Annotated in this window: 18 protein-coding genes; 13 read left to right on the top strand and 5 right to left on the bottom strand. The window is 58.8% G+C overall.

The annotated features are described in order from the left end of the window. The first annotated feature begins 16 nt into the window (after window positions 1-16). The 6 genes from RUA4292_RS23295 (at window position 17) to rarD (ending at window position 7,033) form a co-directional block, all read left to right on the top strand. On the top strand, window positions 17-493 hold the full coding sequence (locus RUA4292_RS23295) for a cupin domain-containing protein (RefSeq protein ID WP_058279770.1): 477 nt from the start codon (window positions 17-19) through the stop codon (window positions 491-493). Between the two features lie 2 nt (window positions 494-495). After that, complete coding sequence (locus tag RUA4292_RS23300) at window positions 496-1,548, top strand: alcohol dehydrogenase family protein (RefSeq protein ID WP_058279771.1); 1,053 nt, start codon at window positions 496-498, stop codon at window positions 1,546-1,548. A gap of 12 nt (window positions 1,549-1,560) precedes the next feature. After that, window positions 1,561-2,454, top strand: coding sequence for a homocysteine S-methyltransferase family protein (locus tag RUA4292_RS23305; RefSeq protein ID WP_058279772.1), 894 nt, complete (start codon window positions 1,561-1,563; stop codon window positions 2,452-2,454). Between the two features lie 10 nt (window positions 2,455-2,464). Further along, window positions 2,465-3,439: a GlxA family transcriptional regulator gene (locus tag RUA4292_RS23310; protein ID WP_058279773.1), complete on the top strand. Its 975-nt coding sequence runs from the start codon at window positions 2,465-2,467 to the stop codon at window positions 3,437-3,439. An 89-nt stretch (window positions 3,440-3,528) separates the two neighbouring features. Then, the gene (locus tag RUA4292_RS23315) at window positions 3,529-5,982 is read left to right on the top strand and encodes a GcvT family protein (protein WP_058279774.1); all 2,454 of its coding nucleotides are present in this window, start codon (window positions 3,529-3,531) and stop codon (window positions 5,980-5,982) included. Window positions 5,983-6,127: 145 nt separating this feature from the next. After that, window positions 6,128-7,033, top strand: a complete 906-nt coding sequence (gene rarD, locus RUA4292_RS23320; RefSeq protein WP_058279841.1) for an EamA family transporter RarD — start codon at window positions 6,128-6,130, stop codon at window positions 7,031-7,033. Here the strand turns inward: rarD and RUA4292_RS23325 are convergent. Both RUA4292_RS23325 and RUA4292_RS23330 read right to left on the bottom strand, forming a co-directional pair. Further along, complete coding sequence (locus RUA4292_RS23325) at window positions 7,024-7,734, bottom strand: SGNH/GDSL hydrolase family protein (protein ID WP_058279775.1); 711 nt, start codon at window positions 7,732-7,734, stop codon at window positions 7,024-7,026. The genes rarD and RUA4292_RS23325 overlap by 10 nt on opposite strands. Window positions 7,735-7,736: 2 nt before the next feature. Further along, window positions 7,737-8,147, bottom strand: coding sequence for a nuclear transport factor 2 family protein (locus RUA4292_RS23330; protein WP_058279776.1), 411 nt, complete (start codon window positions 8,145-8,147; stop codon window positions 7,737-7,739). A gap of 97 nt (window positions 8,148-8,244) precedes the next feature. On the opposite strand from RUA4292_RS23330, the gene RUA4292_RS23335 reads away from it, so the two are divergent. Further along, window positions 8,245-8,892: an RluA family pseudouridine synthase gene (locus tag RUA4292_RS23335; RefSeq protein WP_058279777.1), complete on the top strand. Its 648-nt coding sequence runs from the start codon at window positions 8,245-8,247 to the stop codon at window positions 8,890-8,892. A 2-nt stretch (window positions 8,893-8,894) separates the two neighbouring features. On the opposite strand, the gene RUA4292_RS23340 is transcribed toward RUA4292_RS23335, so the two are convergent. Continuing rightward, entirely contained in the window at window positions 8,895-9,080 is a 186-nt protein-coding gene (locus RUA4292_RS23340) for a hypothetical protein (RefSeq protein WP_058272537.1), read from the bottom strand. Between the two features lie 103 nt (window positions 9,081-9,183). Here RUA4292_RS23340 and RUA4292_RS23345 point away from each other — a divergent pair, with 103 nt between their 5' ends. From RUA4292_RS23345 to RUA4292_RS23360, 4 genes are all read left to right on the top strand, one after another. Next, entirely contained in the window at window positions 9,184-9,873 is a 690-nt protein-coding gene (locus RUA4292_RS23345; protein WP_058279778.1) for a helix-turn-helix transcriptional regulator, read from the top strand. 108 nt (window positions 9,874-9,981) lie between these two features. Further along, window positions 9,982-10,653, top strand: a complete 672-nt coding sequence (locus RUA4292_RS23350) for a YiaD family glycine zipper/OmpA-like lipoprotein (RefSeq protein WP_058279779.1) — start codon at window positions 9,982-9,984, stop codon at window positions 10,651-10,653. Between the two features lie 115 nt (window positions 10,654-10,768). Continuing rightward, window positions 10,769-11,311, top strand: coding sequence for an NADPH-dependent FMN reductase (locus RUA4292_RS23355; protein ID WP_058279780.1), 543 nt, complete (start codon window positions 10,769-10,771; stop codon window positions 11,309-11,311). A 49-nt stretch (window positions 11,312-11,360) separates the two neighbouring features. After that, window positions 11,361-12,161, top strand: coding sequence for an HTD2 family dehydratase (locus RUA4292_RS23360; RefSeq protein WP_058279781.1), 801 nt, complete (start codon window positions 11,361-11,363; stop codon window positions 12,159-12,161). Here the strand turns inward: RUA4292_RS23360 and RUA4292_RS23365 are convergent. Beyond that, window positions 12,153-13,193, bottom strand: coding sequence for an NAD(P)/FAD-dependent oxidoreductase (locus RUA4292_RS23365; protein WP_058279782.1), 1,041 nt, complete (start codon window positions 13,191-13,193; stop codon window positions 12,153-12,155). The genes RUA4292_RS23360 and RUA4292_RS23365 overlap by 9 nt on opposite strands. A 49-nt stretch (window positions 13,194-13,242) precedes the next feature. Between RUA4292_RS23365 and mnmC2 the strand changes: the two genes are divergently transcribed. Continuing rightward, window positions 13,243-13,908 carry a tRNA (5-methylaminomethyl-2-thiouridine)(34)-methyltransferase MnmC2 gene (gene mnmC2, locus RUA4292_RS23370; RefSeq protein WP_058279783.1) on the top strand — a complete coding sequence of 222 codons (666 nt, stop codon included), beginning with the start codon at window positions 13,243-13,245 and terminating at the stop codon, window positions 13,906-13,908. Next, a complete protein-coding gene (locus RUA4292_RS23375) occupies window positions 13,905-14,774 on the top strand; it encodes a DMT family transporter (protein ID WP_058279784.1) in 870 nt (289 codons plus the stop codon). The genes mnmC2 and RUA4292_RS23375 overlap by 4 nt, the downstream gene beginning before the upstream one ends. Here the strand turns inward: RUA4292_RS23375 and RUA4292_RS23380 are convergent. After that, complete coding sequence (locus RUA4292_RS23380) at window positions 14,748-16,712, bottom strand: lytic transglycosylase domain-containing protein (protein ID WP_058279842.1); 1,965 nt, start codon at window positions 16,710-16,712, stop codon at window positions 14,748-14,750. The two genes, RUA4292_RS23375 and RUA4292_RS23380, sit on opposite strands and share 27 nt — an antisense overlap. Window positions 16,713-16,751 lie beyond the last annotated feature (39 nt).

A 16,751-nucleotide genomic window follows, 5' to 3' on the forward strand; every position in this document is an offset into this window, starting at 1 on the left:
TCTCACGGAGACCACCATGAGCAAACGATACGCCAAACTGGGACCCGGTGAGGGTCCCAACTATGACTGGGAAAATGACCACACCTTTGTGAAAGTGTCTGGTCAGGACACCGATGGCGCATACACGCTCATGGAAGATAATCTGAAGGCCAGCTTCGCGCTTGGCCTTCATCGCCATGATACCCACGCCGAGACTTTCTACTTTCTGGAAGGCGCGGTGGATTTCTACGTTGATGGCGACTGGCATCGCTGTACTCCGGGCACAACCATGCATGTCCCGCCTGGAGTACCCCATGCGTGTCGCGTCGCTGATGGCGCGCCCGCCAGAATGCTGATGATCTTTCAGCCCTCGGGGTTTGACGGGTTTCTGGCTGAACTGGCAAAAATGACCGAGGCTGACTTTGCAGATGAGGCGAAAATGGCCGAGCTGAACGCGCGTTACGACATTGTGCCGATGGGGCCGGTTCCAGCCCATCCGGAAGACAGGGTCTAAAGATGACCACGCCCACGAAAATGTCCGGCGTTTACCTGACGCGCCACGGCGGTCCCGAAGCGCTGGAATGGCGCGAGGATATTCCGGTCCCAACGCCTGGTCCGGGGAAGGTTCTGGTTCGGGTCGCGGCTGCAGGGGTAAACAACACCGACATCAATACACGGGTCGGCTGGTATTCCTCGGACGTGACCGGGGCAACGGACGCCGTTGATCAGGATGTTGATGCCGGAGGCTGGGGAGGTTCGTTGGCGTTTCCGCGCATTCAGGGTGGCGATCTATGTGGGATAGTCGAATTGGCAGGGCAAGAGACCGGGTTTCAAGCCGGGCAACGGGTGACCTGCCCGATCAACTTGCCGCGCCCACGCCCCGGCAATCCGACTGGCTTTATCGCATTAGGCTCTGAAATCGACGGAGCGTTTTCGCAATACTGTCTGGTTCAGGCCGACGACCTGTATGACGTGACGGCCTCACCCCTGTCAGATGTCGAAATCGCCGCCATCCCCTGTGCATTTGGCACGGCCGAGAACCTGTTAACCCGTGCTGGCGTGACCGCTGGTCATAAGGTGCTGGTCACCGGTGCCTCGGGTGGCGTGGGCCTCGCCGCCGTGCAACTGGCGTCTCTACGCGGGGCGACAGTTTGGGGCGTTACGGGTTCAGCCAAGGCCGAGGTGGTCAAAGCGCAGGGGGCCGTGGACACCTTTGACCGCAACGCGCCGCTTCCAAAGGACATGTTCGACGTCGTGATCGACGTGGTCGGAGGCCCGGCATGGCCCGGCCTGATCCTGGCCCTGAAACCCGGCGGGCACTATGCCGTTTCCGGGGCAATCGCAGGACCAATCGTTTCGGCTGACCTGCGTGAGATCTACCTGCGCGACATCACGATTCACGGCTGCACACATCAGGCATTTGAAGTCTTTGGCCGCCTTGTTGAGATGATGAATGCGGGCCGCATCAAGCCTTTGGTTTCCAAGACCTATCCACTAAGAGACATCGCCAAGGCGCAGGAGGACTTTCAGTCCAAGGCGCTGCCGGGAAAACTCGTTCTAATTCCGTAGGGAGGTTGGCAAATGGCAGATATCACGCTTCTGGATGGCTCGATTGGGCAAGAACTGGTCAAACGCAGCGGGGACAAGCCCACGCCGCTGTGGTCGACGCGCGTGATGATCGACCACCCGGAACTGGTGGAAGAGGTCCATGCCGAGTACTTCCGCCGTGGCGCGACGGTTGCAACGACCAACACCTACGCGGTCCATCGCTCTCGGCTGGAACGTCTGGATATGGAGGATCAACTGCCCGATCTGGTCCGTGCTGCGGTTACCCAGGCGAACCACGCACGCACGGGCAGTTCCGGGCGTATCGCCGGGGCGCTGGGTCCTTTGCTGGCGTCTTATCGCCCCGATCTGAACCCTGATGTGGAAGACGCCGCCGAAAAGTTCGCCGAGTTGGCTAACCTCATGTCCGATGACGTCGACCTTTTCCTGATCGAAACCGTTTCCTCGGTGCAAGAGGCCGAAGGGGCCCTACGTGGTACGGCTGAGGCAGGCAAACCGGTCTGGCTGGCGCTTTCTGTGATGGATGATGACGGAACACGGCTGCGATCCGGTGAAATGCTTGCTGATGTTGCGCCTCTTGTGGATCGGTTCAACCCTGACGCTGTTCTGATAAACTGTTCGCGCCCCGAAGCTATTCCCGCCGCGCTCAAGGTCATAGCCACGATGGGCCGACCATTTGGGGCCTATGCAAACGGGTTCACAGGGATTGCACAGGATTTCCTGAAAGACGCGCCGACTGTCGACGTGTTGACACAACGCCACGATCTTGGACCCGAGGCTTATGCCGATCATGCCATGGAATGGGTAGCGCAGGGGGCAACGATTGTTGGCGGATGCTGCGAAGTCGGGCCGGATCACATAGAGGTCCTTGCCGATCGATTGCGGTCCGCCGGGCACCGGATCGTCTGAGAGGAAAGTGATGCCATCGCCGTCGAACATCCCGGCTTCTAACGCGCAGCGACATTTCGACATCGTTGTCGCGCCGGGCTATGTGCTGCTGGAACTGGCGTCATTGGTTGAGGTGCTGCGGTTGGCCAACCGCGTTTGTCCGAGCCCGCCATTCACCTATACCTATCGCTCTCTGAGGGGGGGGGCGGTCGCCAGCAGCAGCGAGGCGACGATCCAGACCGACCGCATTCCGTCGCAGCCCAACGCGGACTATTTGTTCGTCATCGGAAATTCCGATCCCGATCATCCTGATCTGTCGCTGGGGCGTGTTGTGTCGGATTATACTTTCCGCGGTGCACAGGTCTTTTTGCTGTCCGAAGCTGCAAGCCGCTATATCGACGAGCAGGGGACCGAGGACATGTCGACCCACTGGGAAAACGCGTCCTTCCTGCGTGAACGTCGCGCCCAGTTCGAGGCCAAACTGTCGATTGCAACAGAACAGGGCGCCGTGGTGACCTGCGCCGGGATGGAGGCCACTACCGATGTAGCGCTGGCCGTGATCGGGCGTCATATTTCCGGGCCAACAAGAATGACCGTGGCCGACATCATGCTGCACGAAAATATCCGGGATTTCTCGTCTCTCCAGCCGTTTTCCGGATCAAAGACCACCGCTACAGGTGACACCAAACTGGACCAGTGCATCAAGGTGATGCAGGCCAATATCGAAGACCCGCTGCCGATTAACGAAATCGTCGAAGCGCTAAAGCTTTCGAACCGATCTCTGGAACGGAAGTTCAAGAACTATTTCGGAACCACACCAAACGGCTTTTACCGCGAAATGCGGCTGGCCAAGGCCAATAACCTACTGCTGAACACAACGATGAGTGTTCGCGAAATTGGTCTTGCCTGCGGGTTTCCCAACGGTTTCTCGTCGGTCTATAAAAGTTTTTTCGGCGTAACCCCCTTTGTGCTGAGACGCGAAAAACGGCAAGTCAAACAACGTTGATTTTTGCAAATGGGCTGACGTTTTTCGTGCATTCTGTGTCGCTCTTCCGTGTCATTTTGGGTGGAAACTCATAAAGCGGAATCATGAGAATGGCTGATCTTCCAAACAAGGCCCGTGTTGTCATTATCGGTGGTGGTGTCATCGGATGTTCGGTGGCGTATCACCTGACCAAGAAAGGCTGGAAAGACGTTGTCCAGCTGGAGCGTAAGCAGATGACCAGCGGCACGACCTGGCATGCAGCGGGTCTGATCGCTCAGCTGCGCGCAACGGCGAACATGACAAAGCTGGCGAAATACAGCCAGGAACTCTATGGCTCGCTCGAAGAAGAAACCGGTGTGGCCACAGGCTTTAAACGCTGTGGATCAATCACCGTGGCGCTAACCGAAGAGCGCAAAGAAGAGATCTACCGTCAGGCGGCCATGGCGCGCGCTTTCGGCGTCGAGGTCGAAGAAATCGAGAATGAGCGTGTTCAGGAGCTGTATCCCCACATCAACCTCGAAGGCGTGAAGGGTGCTGTTTACTTACCGCTGGATGGTCAGGGTGACCCGGCCAACATTGCCTTAGCGCTGGCAAAGGGCGCCCGTCAGCGTGGCGGTATCGTCAAAGAACGTGTGAAAGTCACCGACATTGTCAAACAAGACCGCAAGGTAACCGGCGTTGACTGGGTCGCAGATGACGGCAGCGCTTCGGGTCATATCGAATGCGACATGGTGGTGAACTGCGCCGGTATGTGGGGGCATCAGGTCGGCCAGATGGCTGGCGTGAACGTGCCGTTGCACGCCTGCGAACACTTCTACATCGTTACCGAAAATATCGACGGTTTGACCCAGTTGCCGGTTCTGCGCGTTCCCGATGAATGCGCGTATTACAAAGAGGACGCAGGCAAAATCCTGTTGGGTGCATTTGAACCGAATGCCAAGCCCTGGGCGATGGACGGTATTCCTGACACCTTTGAATTCGACCAGTTGCCCGAGGATTTCGACCATTTCGAACCGATCCTCGAAGCTGCGTGCGAACGTATGCCGATGCTGGCCGAAGCGGGTATTCACACCTTCTTCAACGGGCCCGAGTCGTTTACCCCCGATGACGCCTATCATCTGGGCCTCGCGCCTGAGATGGACAATGTCTGGGTCGCGGCGGGCTTCAACTCGATCGGCATCCAATCCGCCGGTGGCGCTGGCATGGCCCTGGCCGAATGGATGGACAGCGGTGAAAAACCGTTCGATCTGGGAGACGTGGACATCAGCCGGATGCAGCCGTTCCAGGGGAATAAGCAGTACCTGTTTGAGCGCTCGAAAGAGACGCTAGGCTTGCTCTACGCTGACCACTATCCCTATCGCCAAAAGGCCACTGCGCGCGGCGTGCGTCGGACCCCATTCCACCACCACCTGCTAGAACAGGGCGCGGTCATGGGCGAGTTGGCGGGTTGGGAACGTGCCAACTGGTTCGCGAATGAAGGGCAGGAGCGCGAGTATCAGTACAGCTGGAAACGCCAGAACTGGTTCGAGAACTCGGCTGCCGAGCATAAAGCCGTGCGCGAGAATGTCGGCATGTATGACATGTCGTCCTTTGGCAAAATCCGCGTTGACGGCCCGAATGCCGAAGCATTCATGAACTATATCGGTGGCGGCGATTACTCGGTCCCGAATGGCAAGATCGTTTATACTCAGTTCCTTAACCGCGCAGGCGGGATTGAGGCGGACGTGACCGTCACCCGCCTGACCGAGACCGCTTATCTGGTGGTGACCCCGGCAGCGACCCGTTTGGCTGACCAGACTTGGATGCAGCGCCATGCGGGCAACTTCAACGTCGTTGTCACCGATGTTACTGCGGGTGAGGGCGTTCTGGCCATTATGGGTCCAAATGCGCGTACGCTGCTTGAAAAAGTCTCGCCCAGCGATTTCACCAACGCGACCAACCCGTTCGGCACCGCACAAGAAATCGAGATCGGCATGGGCTTGGCCCGCGCCCACCGTGTTACCTACGTGGGAGAGCTTGGCTGGGAAATCTATGTCTCGTCCGACATGGCAGGTCACGTGTTCGAAACCTTGCACGAAGCAGGTCAGGATATGGGGTTGAAACTGTGCGGCATGCACATGATGGACAGCGCCCGGATCGAAAAAGGCTTCCGCCACTTCGGCCACGACATCACTTGTGAGGACCATGTGGTCGATGCCGGGCTTGGCTTTGCGGTCAAGGTCGACAAGGGCGGCGATTTCATCGGGCGTGAAGCGGTGATCGCGCGCAAGGAAAGCGGACCGCATAACCGCCTGTTTCAGTTCAAGCTGACCGATCCGGAACCGCTGTTGTTCCATAACGAGCCGATCATCCGAGACGGCGAGTATGTGGGCTATCTGTCCTCAGGCAACTATGGCCACACGCTGGGCGGTGCGATCGGTCTGGGTTATGTGCCCTGCGAAGGCGAAAAGGCCGCTGACGTTTTGGCCTCGACCTACGAGATCGATGTGTGCGGCGTCAAAGTCAAAGCCGAAGCATCACTCAAGCCGATGTACGATCCAAAATCCGAGCGCGTTAAAGTTTAGCGCCAAGGTTCGACACATGGGGCGCTGCGGCGCCCCGTTTTCTTGGTACATATCAATTTTCTTGATGCGACCGTTCACGGTTTTCGCAGTTTCCAAACCCTCCGGAACAGCCGTATAGACAAACGGTATCACCCGGAGATCCATGATGGCGGACGTCGCAACATCACCCCAGAATGAGGACACGCCAAAAGGATTGGCTCTGGCGGTGACCGCCTACGTTCTATGGGGTTTCCTGCCGCTTTACATGAAAGCTCTGGCGCATATCGGGCCGGTCGAGATCGTGGCGCATCGGATTGTATGGTCGGTGCCTGTGGCCGGGCTGTTGCTGGTGGCGCTAGGGCGAACCGGGGATTTGAAGGCTGCCTTACAAAACCCAAAAATGCTGGGCATGGCCTGTCTGACAGCGGCTTTGATCTCGGTGAATTGGGCCATTTACGTCTGGGCGATTGCCAGCGGTAACGCATTGGACGCAGCGTTGGGCTATTACATCAACCCGCTGTTCAGCATTGCACTAGGGGCAATCCTGTTACGTGAGCCTTTGAATCGTACGCAATTGGCGGCGGTGGGGTTAGCTGCTTTGGGTGTGCTGGTATTGATCGTCGAAGCGGGTCGGCTGCCGTGGGCTGCGCTGGCCCTGACGGTCAGTTGGGGGTTTTATGCTTTCTTCAAACGCTCGCTGCCCATCGGGCCCAATCAGGGCTTTCTGCTAGAGGTTCTGATCCTGCTGATCCCAGCCTTGGTCTACATCACCCGGTTGGGGGCAAAAGGAACCGGCCACTTTGGCGCTGCCGCTGGGGACACCATGCTGCTTGCTTGCGCCGGCATTGTCACCGCTGTTCCGCTGCTGGTCTATGCCAACGGGGCCAAATTGGTGCGGTTGTCCACAATGGGAATCCTGCAGTACATCGCGCCGACGATGATCTTTATCACTGCGATTACCGTGTTTGGGGAACAGATCGATCGGGGCCGTATGATCGCCTTCCCGCTTATCTGGGCGGCTTTGGTGGTCTATACGATCCCGATGATCCGTCAGATGCGGGGTCAGCGCTGATGCAATAAATCGGCCGCGGCCTCCGCCCACAAGCGATAGGCTTTGGGGCTTGGGTGATATCCGTCCGGAGCAGCCAGTGCCGGGTCATCCGGAAACTCCAATGACAGGTGCCGGGCTTGCGGGAATGTCGCAGCGGCCTTTTGCAAACCCCGATCCAGCCGGGCTGCCTGTCGCCCCAGTGCCCAGGCCAGCGGCTGGGGCAGCGCCGGAAAACGGTTCATCTGCGGCACGGCGGTAACCACGACACGTCGAACACCCAGGTTGCTCGTCAGATGATCCAGAAGTTGGGTCTGCAAACCCGTGAACTTTTGCCGGGATACTCCACGCGTGACGTCGTTTACACCCAAGGCTGTCACGGCGGCGTCATAGCTGCCTTCAAGGTGGTTCAATCGTTCCAGCGTATCCTGTGTTGTGTGGCCCGTCGTCGCCTCCAGTCGCCACTCCACGCTGTAATGGCAGGCCAACCGCGCCACGAGAAACCCCGATAGTGCCTGTTGCTGTCGCCCGGCCCCCACACCCGCGGCCGAGCTGTCACCAGCGATGAGCAGCCGCAACCGAGGGCCGCGCCCTTCGCGCCCTTGGCGCGGGCCGGACGGTTCGGGCAGCAGCTGAGCGTTACGACGCACGGAAATCGCCTGTGCTGCCAGAACCGGCAACAGTGGGACACGCAATATCTGATCGGCGGCAATCGGGGCACTCATGGTTAGCTGAGCGCGTTTTTGTATTCGAGGAAGCGGGCGTCCGTCATAACTCGAGCCATCATGGCCTCGCGCAGGGCACCAATGGTCTTGTAAGGGCGCATGACGACTTCGAATTCCTGTATCAGACCCTCATCGTTCAATGTGATCAGATCGACGCCGACCGCGTCCAGATCCCCGACCTTGCATTGAAATTCCAACGCCCAATCTTTGCCTTCACCCATAATCCGGCGATATCGGAAGTCGGAAAACACCTGCCCCACATGGCCCAGCACGGCCGCCACCGGTTCGCGCCCGGTCCAAGTGCTGTAGTAGGTCGGTGGGGAAAACCGTACGTCTTCGGCCAGCAATTCGTGGATCAGGGTTTCATCGCCCTTGGCGACAACGTCTTGCATGCGCGCGATTGTGGGGTGCATAGTCTCTCCTCTGCTTTGGGTCTGAGAGTTGCTGAACCGATCCGTTCAGGCAAGGCCGACGTTGCGGGAACCTACGCCGTGCGATAGGCAGGCGCGCATGAGCGAGACCTATGATCCCCCGAATACGCCGTTGGATGTGCTGCATGAGGATGCACAGCTGATCGTGGTGAATAAGCCCTCGGGGTTGTTGTCCGTGCCGGGGCGTGGCGCGCATCTGGCTGTTTGCCTATTGACCCGCGTGCAAGCGGCGTTTCCACAGGCTTTGCTGGTGCATCGGTTGGATCGGGATACGTCGGGTGTCATGGTGTTTGCCCAGTCACCGCACGCGCAGCGACACCTGTGTATGCAGTTTGAAAAACGCCAGACCCGCAAGACCTATGTTGCGCGCGTTTGGGGGCACATCGAGCAAAAGTCCGGAACCGTCGATCTGCCGTTGATCGTGGATTGGCCCAACCGTCCGCGCCAGATGGTCTGTCATGAGACTGGAAAACCCGCCGTCACTGACTGGCGGTTTGTGAAATTCGAAGGTGAGACAACGCGCGTCCGATTGTTCCCAAAAACGGGCAGGTCGCATCAACTGCGCGTTCATATGCTGGCGCTGGGCCACCCGATTCTGGGCGATCCATTCTACGCCGAGGGCGAAGCGCGCGAATTCCCGCGTCTGATGCTGCATTCTGAGGAACTGCGCCTAAAAAGCCCCGAGGGCGGAGTTTCGATGAAATTCCGCGCCTCGGCTGATTTCTGACCTCAGGCCGTGCTTGTCCACAGCATCTTGAGGTTGCCCAGCGAGAACCGCTTGGTCCGTTTGCGCGGTGCGCAGGGCTGACGGGCAGCCATAATTTCACGTTCGATCTCGAACGCGCGCAAAGTGTGATCCTGCGCCCAGCGGTCCAGTTTCAATGTCATCATCACGTGATTGTCGAGATATGGCATGGTCGACCTCCTTTGGTTTGTTTCCCAAAGATCGCAGATCACTCCTGACACCACCCTGTCAGTGGGGTGTGCTAGGATGTCAGCAGTCCGCCCGGAGAACCTTATGCGCCGCTCAACCCGCCTTTTTGAAATCATCCAGATCCTGCGTTCGGCCGAAATGCCTGTGACGGCGGAGGCACTGGCAGAAAAGCTGGAAGTGTCAGCGCGTACCATCTATCGCGATATCGCCGCTTTGCAGGCACAGCGAACCCCGATCGAGGGTGAAGCCGGCGTGGGATACTTGATGCGGCGGGGATATGACCTGCCACCGTTGAATTTCGACGCTGAAGAGGTCGAGGCGCTGTGGGTTGGTCTGTCGATGCTGGCGCGCACCGGTGATAGTACCCTGCAACAAGCTGCGGACCGTGTTTGTCGCAAGATCGACGCTTTGCGCGCGCCTGCAGATTGGCTGCAAGTCGCCCCATGGGGTGCGCCGATGGACGATCCGGCCAAGGGGTGCGTGCCCGTCGTAAACTATCGCGAGGCCATCCGCGCAGAACGCAAAATTCGCATCACCTATGTGAATGCCGAAGGCGAACGGACCGAACGGATCGTCAGGCCAGTTGCCCTGATCTACCACATCGAATGCACGATGTTGGCGGCGTGGTGCGAGCTGAGGAATGGGTTTCGCCATTTTCGTACGGATCGCATCTGGGCCTGCGACGTTACAGACGATCATTTCTGGGGGCAGGGGGAGCCTCTGCGGGCTATCTGGCAAGACCAGAACCAATTGGATCCTGTTGAACAGCGGTAATTTGCCGACTTCACCCGATTGTTGCTTGAGACTATGTTGAGGTGACGCGATATACTGCGCCAAACAAAGCGGGTCCGATAAACGGGCCCCAGAGCAGAAGGTGATTTCATGACGATTTCCAAGAGTGTTCTTGCCGCAGGGCTGTGTTCGGCCCTGTTTTTGGGGGCCTGTACGGACCCCGGCACGCTGAACCTGCCCTCGGATCCGAACCAGAACACCAAGCAGGGTGCGCTCCTTGGCGGTCTGATCGGCGCAGGTGTCGGCGCGATTGCCAATGGATCTGATCCGCTTTTGGGTGCGGTGGCAGGCGGTGCGATCGGTGCGGCAGGGGGTGGCCTGATCGGCAACCAACTGGATAGGCAAGCCACAGAACTGCGTCAGCAACTGGCCAATCAGGGCATCATCGTTACCAACGCGGGAGACCGACTGATTGTGACCGTCCCGAATGATATCACCTTTGACACCGACAGCGCGACCGTGCGCCCGGCACTGCGGGCCGATCTGGTCCGGGTGGGGCAGAATCTGGTGAATTACCCCAACTCGAACGTGCAGGTCATCGGCAATACCGACAGCGACGGCGACGCCGCATATAATCAGGGCCTGTCTGAACGCCGCGCGCGGTCAGTCGCCGATATTCTTCAAGCCAATGGTGTAAGTGGTGCACGTATCTCGACCATTGGTCAGGGAGAAAATCGCCCGATTGCCTCTAACTTGACGCCCGAGGGGAAGGCCCAGAACCGCCGGGTCGACATTGAGATCATTCCGAACGGAAACACATAATGACATGGGCACTTTCGGGTGCCCATTTTTCGCACATTGACTGCGCGTCATCCGGTCTTTGGTGCGCGCGAAAGTTGCGCTAGCTATTGGGAAACACCCGAACCGGAGTTCCCCAATGTCTGACCCCATACTTCTGAGCCTGTCCGGCTCATTGCGCCAAAGCGCGACTAACCGCAAATTGCTGCGCGAAGCGGCCCGGCTGTTCGAGCCGGGGACACATATCGAAGCCGATCTGAACCTGCCGCTTTATGATGGTGATCTTGAGGATGGCGAGGGCATTCCTGCCGAAGTGCAAACCTTGTCCGATCAGATCGCGCAGGCTGCTGCCGTGATCATTTCCACTCCGGAATACAACAAAGGCCCGTCGGGTGTTCTGAAAAACGCTTTGGACTGGGTCAGCCGAACAGATGGCCGCCCCTGGGCCGACAAACCGGTTGCCGTGATGTCAGCCGCCGCAGGACGCGCAGGTGGCGAGCGGGCGCAGATGGTTCTTCGCGGCTATATGGTTCCGTTCCAGCCTCGTATCCTGCAGGGGCCGGAAATTCATCTGGCCAGCAGCTCGAACGAGTTTGATGAGCAGGGGAAATTGTTGAGCGACCGTTACGAAAGTTCTCTGCGGACACTCATGCAGAAACTGCGGGCTGAGGCCGGGTTCTGAGATCAAGACGCCGCTTGCTGGGTCTGGTCCGTCTGCATAGTCTGCCGCCATGACTGACGAAATACAGACCGATGTGATAGACCCGGCGCGCGCCTCTGCGCTATTGGTAGCGCTTGGTTCCCATAAGAAATTCGATGCGGGCGATCACCTGCCACCATTCTTTCACCAGCTGTATTTCTGGTCGCCGCAACCGCCTGCTGCCTTAGGACGAGACGGGCACCCAAAGGTTGGTGACAGTCTAATCCCAGATATGGGCCTGCCGCGCAGAATGTGGGCTGGCGGCCGTCTGCAGTTTCACGCGCCGCTGGTCGTGGGTTCAAAAGCCGTGCGCCGGTCTGTTCTTGAAAGTGCGGCGGCAAAAAACGGACGGACGGGACCGCTGGGGTTTGTTACCCTGCGACACGAGATTTCTCAGGACGGTCAATTGTGTCTGAGCGAATGGCAGGATCTGGTTTATAGGCCTGACCCTTCGCATACTGACATCAAGCCCAAGCCACCTATGGCCCGTACCGATGAAACCGACAGGCGAGACGTCACCTTCTACAGCACATTGCTGTTCCGATACTCGGCGCTGACCTTCAATGGGCACCGTATCCATTACGATCTGGACTACGCGCGGGATGTCGAAGGCTATGACGGTCTGGTCGTTCATGGCCCTTTGCTGGCACAATTATTGATGCTGTTTGCCGAGGATCTGGCAGGTCCCTTGGCTCAGTTTTCATTTCGCGCGTCATCGCCGCTGATGCACTTTGAGACGGCGACCTTGTGCCGGAATGGCCAAGGGATGTGGGTGCGCGGACCAGATGGGCGGCAATGCATGTCCGCCGAGTTTCTCCCGCGATCAAAGTGATGCTTCGGGCCTGAAATCACTCGGGATCGCGTCCCGGTTCTCAAGAACCAGATCCGCCATGACCTCAGCTACTTTCGGGGCCATGCCAAAGCCGACCTTGAATCCACCATTGGCGATGAATTGACCTTTGTGTACCGGGTGCGCGCCCAGAATCGGTGCGCGGCTTTTGCTGCGCGGCCGTACACCCGCCCATCGTTCGATGACCTCTGCGCCATGCAGGACGGGAACGGCCTGCTTCGCCCGTTCCAGAACGTCATCCAGAGCTGCATCCGTGCTGGTCGGGTCGTCATAGTCACGCTCAGAGGTCGATCCAATCGCCAATGTCCCGTCCGCATGCGGTATGAAGTGGATCGCGTCAGCAAACAGTTGTGGAACCTCTCCTGCATCAAACCGCAGCAATGCGGCTTGACCCTTGACGCCGTTGCCAACTGTTTTGCCAAAAGCCTCGGTCAGTTCCTGCAGACCGGCGAGGCCGGTGGCATGGACAACCTGCCCACGATCCGGTGCGTCGGCTACGACCTCAACCCCTATCACAGCCAATGCCGCAACCAAGGCCGCACAGGCCCGGCGGGGATGCATGCGTGCGCTGAGTGTATCATGGATAACAAACCCTGTGGGGCTGGGCGGGCACCATGCGCCAACTGCTACAGTTTCGACGACCCGCCATTCAGCCCGACCCTGCCAAAGCTCGGCCGCCGTTTCCGCGCGGGCATGGGCAAGTTCCAGCGATCGGGTGTCGATGATAGGTTGCAACCGTCCCAACCGCGCATATCCGGGTGACACGCCGCCTGTAGCCTCGACCTGTTTCCAGAATGGTTCGGCCATGATCAGGCTGTCGAACTGAAACGCTTTCTTGGCATTCCAGTTTTCGGGCACATGCGGTGCCAGTGCGCCAACCAGGCCACCGCTGGATCCGGCTCCGGGACCGAAAGGGTCGACGATCTGCACCTTTGCGCCTCGCCGTGCGCAGGTCCAGGCGATAGACAGGCCGAAAATCCCTGCACCGCGCACCGTTACATCGACCATTGCCATTCCACTTTACCTTGTTCAGTGTCGCGCCGCTTAGCTACAGGATTCCCCGATGGCAGACCAGCGCGCCGAACTGACATGGACTGAGGATCAGATCCCGGTCTCGGATCGTTTCGACGATCCGTATTACTCGTTGCAGAACGGGCTGGAAGAGACGCGGCATGTGTTTCTGGCGGGCAATGAGCTGCCTGCGCGGTTCACACCTGGCTTCCACATTGCTGAATTGGGCTTTGGCACCGGCTTGAACATGCTGACTGTCTGGTCAGAGTGGGAGAATTCCGGCCAGACCACGCCCCTGACCTTTACAAGTTTTGAGGCCTATCCGATGGCGCCCGCGGACATGTCCCGAGCGCTGGCGGCCTTTCCTGAACTTGCGCCTTGGTCTGACCGGTTCCTTGCGCAATGGGAGGGCGGCACATGTGATTTGGCCACCCTGCGGCTTGAGGTTATTGAAGGCGATGCGCGTCAAACCCTACAAACGTGGGAAAGTGCCGCCGATGCGTGGTTTTTGGATGGGTTCTCTCCGGCTAAAAACCCCGAATTATGGGGTGAAGACCTGATGCAGCAGGTCGCCGACCACACGGCCACTGGTGGGACGGCGGCGACGTATACCGCCGCCGGGTTCGTGCGACGGGGGCTTGAGGATGCCGGTTTCACTGTTACGCGCACACCCGGTTATGGCCGCAAGCGCCACATGACCCGGGCGGTCAAATCATGACGCAGCAGAACAATACGCGCGCCGGGATTGCGTTGATGGTAGGGGCGACCATCGTCTTTGCGCTGCAGGACGGTATTTCGCGCCATCTTGCGGGAACATACAACACATACATGGTGGTGATGATCCGCTATTGGTTCTTCGCCGCCTTTGTCATCGCTTTGGCCGCACGTGCGCCCGGCGGATTGAAGGCCACCACCCAGACAAGCCAGCTGAAGCTGCAGATATTTCGTGGCCTGCTGTTGGCGGCCGAGATCTGCGTCGCGGTGTTCAGTTTCACTGTGCTGGGCCTGATCGACACGATGGCTGTCTTCATCTGCTACCCGTTGTTGATCGCCGCGCTTAGCGGGCCGGTATTGGGCGAACAGGTCGGCTGGCGACGCTGGGCCGCAATCGGCGTTGGGTGCATCGGTGTTCTGATCATCCTCCAGCCCGGCGTCGGTGTCTTTAACCCCTGGGCCATTGTACCGCTGATCTCGGCTTTCATGTTTGCAGTCTATGGTTTGCTGACCCGTTACGTATCCCGCCGGGACAATTCCGCCACCAGCTTTTTCTGGACAGGCGTCAGTGGTGCCATCGCCATGACGCTAGTGGGAATGTGGTTCTGGGAGCCGATGGCCGAGACGGATTGGGCCTGGATGGCGCTGCTATGCGTGAGCGGCGTTCTGGGGCATTGGTTGCTGATCAAATGCTATGAGATGGCCGAGGCCAGCGCGGTGCAGCCCTTCGCCTATTTCCACCTGGTCTGGAGCGCGATCCTGGGAATCTCGGTCTTTGGTGAAACGCTGCGCCCTGAAGTGGTCATAGGCGCAGCGCTGGTTGTCGCCGCCGGGCTGTTCACTCTATGGCGCGAAAGACGCCAGCGTTGACCCGACCAGTTCCTGCGAGAACGGGATTGGCAAGGCAGGTTGGCCAAGACGGGCGCGATAGACCGGTAGGCTTTCCGAAACACGCATCACGTAGTTGCGGGTTTCACTGAACGGGATCGCCTCAATCCAGTCGACCACGTCGATTTCACCTGCGCGCGGGTCGCCATAGCGATCCATCCACGACATCGGCCGACGCGGACCTGCGTTATATCCGGCCGCCATCATCACGACGTTTCCGTTGAAATCAGCGGCCAGACCGGACAGGTAATTGGCACCCAACTTGGCATTATATTGCCAATCCGAAGTCAGCTTGATCGTCTTGTGGCCGCTTAGGATGCCCAATTCCTTGGCCACAAGCTTTGCCGTGGCCGGCATGACCTGCATCAGTCCGCGCGCACCGGCACCGCTGATAACAACAGGGTCAAACTCGCTTTCCCGACGGGCAATGGCCAGCGTCATTTCCTTGGCCATGGGCAAACCCATGTCTGCCACCGGATGCACTGGGTAGTAGGCGGCTGGCAAAACCAAGCCGACTGTTGCAGCGCGTTTGGCGATCATCACGGCCAGATGCGGCTGCTTTAACTCGATCACCAAATCGCCCAACTGATTGGCCTGAACCGGGTCCAACCCTTCAACCAGATGGGTCAGGAACCGTTCAGACAGGGTGTCTTCGTCAGCCTTCAGCAGCAGTAGCCCCGCCTCCAGTACACTTGAATTGGAGAATTCAGCTTGCTTCCAGTGTGGCGCCCGGCGGGGGGTGGCCAGTTCACTATCGAAAGGACGCCCGATCTGTTCCGCCGCCAGCAAGCCGTAGAAAGAAGATTGATAATCTGCACCCATTGCATAGGCGTCATAGGCTTTTTCGGCGTCACCATGGGCCGCATAGGCACGACCCAACCAATACCCGGCGCGTCCTTTCGAAATCGGCGATTTCACCGCGTCCGAGAAGTTCTGGAAATGCCGGATTGCGGTCGCAGGATCATTCAGCTTCCGCAAGGCCAGAAACCCGGAAAGCCACTCCAGATCCGCATAGCCATAGCCCATTTCTGGCGTCATGTGGTGATTGGCAGAAATCTGATAAGCGCGGTTCTGGTCCCCATTTCGCATCTCAAGTCGGGCCAACCGGCGGCGGCCTTCGGCCCATTTGTCAGGTTCCCCCAACGCATCAGGGCCGGAAGAACGCGCCAGCATCAAGTCTATCGCGCTGTCGTCCAGTTCTTTCTTGTCACGCCAGACGAACCTGTCAAAAGCCAAGCCCGGTGAATCGCCCAGCGATTTCGGAACCGCCGCCACCTTGCCGTCGACGCCGGGTTGCCGTTTCTGAAGGCCGATCCGCGCCTCAGCCAGTTTACGCTGATCAGCGCTGACCAGCGGCAGCATCTGACCTGCGCTGACAAGGTGGTTGTCCCATAGCATCCGGTCCAGACGGGCGACGTGATGGGGTTTCAGCAGCTTGCCAAAATTCTCAAGATAGTCTTTTTGCAGACCCGAGCCCATTGGCATCGTCCGCCAGGCCGCGACGAGATCGGCCTCGGCATCTCCCTGACGACCCTTTGCCTTCAATGCGACTGCATAGTTCAACGCACCCTCTGCGGTTTGCGGCGGCTGTTCGGCATAGAATTTAAGAACGCGGTCCGGGTCGGCGCCAGTGAAGGCGGGCTCACTTTTGCGCCGCAACCAGGCCAGACCCGGCCAGTCTGGACGACGATCCAAAAACACCAGAACGTCACCCGAACTGCCAAACCCTTCGCGCAGCCAATGCCAGACGATGATGTCCCGAGACACTGAGCCCCGCGCACCAGAAACACGCAGGGCTTCATTCCAGTCCCCCTTGCGCATTTCATTCATACCGGCCCGCAGATCACCTGCGGCGTCGGCCCGCACTTGTGTGCCCGAAATCAGAATTACGACCGTCAAAAACGCCATAAAGCGTGTCATCCCTTGCATTTCCCAACCAACCAAGGATACAGCCATTCA

The organism is Ruegeria atlantica (assembly GCF_001458195.1).
GTDB lineage: Bacteria > Pseudomonadota > Alphaproteobacteria > Rhodobacterales > Rhodobacteraceae > Ruegeria > Ruegeria atlantica.